General features: G+C 68.1%; 5 protein-coding genes. All 5 read left to right on the forward strand.

Annotation, left to right across the window (positions count from 1 at the left end):
- The coding region (locus tag RUW20_RS00100; protein WP_313950148.1) for an Mpo1-like protein at positions 1 to 755 on the forward strand (755 nt) is incomplete at its 5' end.
- Positions 752 to 1,384 carry a phosphatase PAP2 family protein gene (locus RUW20_RS00105; protein ID WP_313950149.1) on the forward strand — a complete coding sequence of 211 codons (633 nt, stop codon included), beginning with the start codon at positions 752 to 754 and terminating at the stop codon, positions 1,382 to 1,384. The genes RUW20_RS00100 and RUW20_RS00105, both read left to right, overlap by 4 nt.
- Complete coding sequence (locus RUW20_RS00110) at positions 1,344 to 2,081, forward strand: hypothetical protein (protein WP_313950150.1); 738 nt, start codon at positions 1,344 to 1,346, stop codon at positions 2,079 to 2,081. The genes RUW20_RS00105 and RUW20_RS00110 overlap by 41 nt, the downstream gene beginning before the upstream one ends.
- On the forward strand, positions 2,081 to 3,148 hold the full coding sequence (locus tag RUW20_RS00115; RefSeq protein WP_313950151.1) for an aromatic ring-hydroxylating dioxygenase subunit alpha: 1,068 nt from the start codon (positions 2,081 to 2,083) through the stop codon (positions 3,146 to 3,148). Before RUW20_RS00110 ends, RUW20_RS00115 begins: the two co-directional genes overlap by 1 nt.
- Positions 3,141 to 3,624, forward strand: a 484-nt coding sequence (locus RUW20_RS00120) for an SDR family NAD(P)-dependent oxidoreductase (protein ID WP_313950152.1), incomplete at its 3' end; no start/stop codon positions are given. The genes RUW20_RS00115 and RUW20_RS00120, both read left to right, overlap by 8 nt.

Below are 3,624 nucleotides of genomic sequence, written 5' to 3' on the forward strand. Positions count from 1 at the left end.
CCGTGCTGCGGCAGTCGGTCGCCACCGGCTTCCTGCCACCGGAGCGCGCCATCGCGCGGGTCACCGGCGAGGCAGCGCGCTGGTTCAATCTCGATGCCGGCGTGTTGCGTGAGGGCTGCCGGGCCGACCTCGTGCTGCTCCGCCCCGAGGCACTGCGCACGCCGGTGCCGGCGCCGATCGAAGTCGACGACCCGCTGCTCGAAGGCGCCCGTCGCATGGTCAAGCGCGGTTCGGAGGCGGCGGTGGTCAGTGTGTGGATCGCCGGCATCGAGGTCGCCCGCGACGGCGCGCCTCTGCCGGTACTGGGAAGCGTGGCCAGCGGAACGCTGCTCGAACCGACGACGAAGATACGAGGAGGAGCGGCGGTACTCGCCCGCCATCGCAATCGCCTCGACGACCGGCTGATCGACCATCCCTTCGACGACTACTGGGACATCTTCGTCTTCAAGCATCAGCAGCGCGGCAACGTCCTGCTGCACTGCCTGGCCGTGCTGATGATCTACGGCAGCGGGCTGGCGCTGCTGGCGACAGGGAATTTCTGGTGGCTGCTGCTGGTGCCGATGTCGCAAGCCACCGGCCTCGCCGGCCATTGGCTGTTCGAGCGTTCGCACGTCGACACGCGCGACGTGGTCTTTTCCTGGCGCGCGTCGCAGTGCCTGAACCGGATGTTCTTCGCTGTGCTGCGCGGCCGCTACTGGCACGAGGTGGAGCGGGTGCGCGGCGAGTTCGCGGCATTTCAGCGCAGCGCCTCGTGATCGCCGTGCCGGCCATTCGCCGTTCGAACCAGCTCTCGGCAATGCTGCTCGGTTATCTCGCCTTTTCCGCCGTCTATCTGGGCAGCGGCACGCTGCAGCTGGTGGCGCCGACGACGCTGCACGGCAGCACGCTCGATGCCGCCGTGCCCTATCTCGACTGGACGGTCTGGGTCTATCTGACGCAGTTCATCCTGCTGCCGACAGCAATCGTCAGCGCGCGCGACGACAGCGATCGCAGCCAGACGCTGTACGCAATGCTGCTGGCGACGCTGCTCGCGGCGCCGATTTTTCTTGCCTGGCCCACCGTGGTGCTGCGCCCGACACCGCCGGACGGCTTCACCGGGCTGGCCTGGCGCCTGCTCTACCTGGCCGACACCCCGGCGAACTGCTTCCCGTCGCTGCACGTTGCCCTTGCTACAATTGCCGGGCGAGCGCTGTGGCGCCGCGGCGCATGCGCTCTGGCGGTGGTCTGGCCCAGCCTGATTGCCGTCTCGACGCTCACCACCCGGCAGCACGTCGCCTGGGACATTGCCGGCGGCATCTGCTGCGCGGCCATCGCCCTCTGGCTGACCAAGAGGATTTTTCGCCTTGATTGCACTCGACCCGCTCACGACGCCGCAGGTGGTTGACGTTGCCGACATCCCGGACGCCGACCGGCGGGCGATGTATGCACTCTACGAGCGCTACTACGACGGCTCCTCGTGGCCGCTTTTCGCCGCCGACCTCGCCGACAAGAATCGCGTCCTCATGCTGCGCGACGAAACCGGCGCGCTGCAGGGCTTCTCGACCATGGCCATCTACCAGCGCTGCTTCGACGGCGTGCCGGTGCGCGTGCTGTTCTCCGGCGACACCGTCGTCGACGAACGCCACTGGGGCCAGCAGGCCCTGGCGTTCACCTGGCTACGGCTGGCCGGCGCGATGAAAACCGAGCAGCCGGAGGTGCCGCTCTACTGGCTACTGATTTCCAAGGGACACCGCACCTATCGTTACCTGCCCACCTTCAGCCGTGCCTTCGACCCTTCTCCCGACGGCAACGCGGTGGGCAAGCTGGGCGCGCTCAAGGACTTTCTCGCGCGCGACCGCTTTGGTGGCGACTACGACGCCACTGCCGGCGTGGTGCGCTTTGCGCAGTCGCGCGGCCATCTGCGCAGCGCCTACGCCGAAGTGCCCGAAGCACACCGCCGCCTGAGCGAAGTCGCTTACTTCCTCGAACGCAATCCGGGTTATGCGCGCGGCGACGAACTGGTCTGCCTCTGCGAACTGGCCGCCGAGCAATTGCAGCCGATCGCCCGACGGGCGTTTCTCGCAGGCATGCGGGCCGCCTGATGAAGACCGGCATCTTCAACGATCCCGAGGTGGTGGTTGAGGGCTGGTACTGGCTGCTGCCATCGCGCAAGCTGCGCCGCGGCCGTGTGGCGCCGGTGCGCCTGCTCGGGCGCGACCTCGCCGTCTATCGTGGCGAAAATGGCCGCGCCGTCGCCCTCGATGCCTATTGCTCACACATGGGCGCGCACCTGGCCGAAGGGCGAGTCGAGGGCAATGCGCTGCGCTGCTTCTTTCATCGCTGGCGCTACGAGGCCGACGGCCGCTGCAGCGACGTCCCCTGTCTCGACGGCGAACCGCGGCCGGGCATGTGCGTGCGCAGCTGGCCGACCGCCGAACGCCACGGCATGATCTGGCTATGGACCGGCGAGACAGCCGCACACGACCTGCCCGAAGTCCCCGAACTCGCCGGACAGCCGTGTGCGGCCCTGCTCGCCAACCGTTTCCGCAAGCGCTGCCACCCGAACGTGGTGCTGATCAACGCCATCGACGAGCAGCATTTCGCCAGCGTCCATCACCTGCCCGGATCGATCCTGAGCATGGAAGCGGTGCCGCAAAACGTCGCCAATATCGAATTCCGCAATGTCGGCAGGGTCCCGACCAGCAATCGCCTCGGCCGCTTCATCGCCCGCTTCTACCGTGGCCCCCTCACCTACAAGATGAGCTACTGGTACGGCAGCCTCGGCACGGTCACCTTCGGCCCGGACTTCCTGCACCTGCACCTGATGTTCGCGCTGCGGCGCGGCGACGACGGCTCGGCCGAGGGGCAGACCTTCGCCTTCACCAGGGAGCGCAGCGGGCTGTTCGGCTGGCTGGTAAACAAGGTCCTGCTGCGGTTCACCGCGCTCGCCGCCCGCTACTTCGCGCACGGCGACACCCGCGTCTTCGAAACCATTCGCTTCGAGCTGCGCAATCCGATTGCGGCGGATCGTGCCGTCGTCGCCTTCATTCGCCACCTCGAAGCGCAGCCGCTGGCGACCTGGCGCGAGCTGCCGCCGGCGAAAGCGGGCCGCCCGGTGGTGCGGCTGCGCGTTGCCGGCAGCGATGAGGAGGCGTGCCGCGATGGCTGAGCGCACGGCACTGGTGACCGGCTGTTCCGGGGGATTTGGCCTGGGCATCGCGCAAGCGCTGGTAGAGCGCGGATGGACCGTACTCGCCGGCGTTCGCGACCCGGCGCGCGCGCCGACAGCACTCGAAGGCGCGCGCCTGCTGCCGCTCGATCTGGCCAACGGCGAGCAGATTGCCGCCGTCGCCGCGGGCATCGATCGCCTCGACTGCCTGGTGAACAACGCCGGTTATGCCTTGAATGGCCCATTGTCGAGCTACGGCGCCGCCCAGATGCAGCAGCAACTGCAGGTCAACCTGCTCGGCCCGGCGCTACTGACCCAGCAACTGCTGCCGGCGCTGGCCGCCGCGCGCGGCCGGGTGATCAACGTCTCGTCGCTCGCCGGCGAAACCGGCATGCCGATGAACTCGCTCTATTGCGCCTCGAAGTTCGCGCTGGAGGGGTTTTCGGAATCGCTTCGCCACGAGCTGTCAGCGCATG

This window comes from Accumulibacter sp. (genome assembly GCF_032229525.1).
Classification (GTDB): Bacteria; Pseudomonadota; Gammaproteobacteria; order Burkholderiales; family Rhodocyclaceae; genus Accumulibacter.

Coding starts and splice junctions, on each gene's coding strand:
- RUW20_RS00115 (WP_313950151.1), top strand. CDS start 2,081: ATGAAGACCGGCATCTTCAACGATCCCGAGGTGGTGGTTGAGGGCTGG.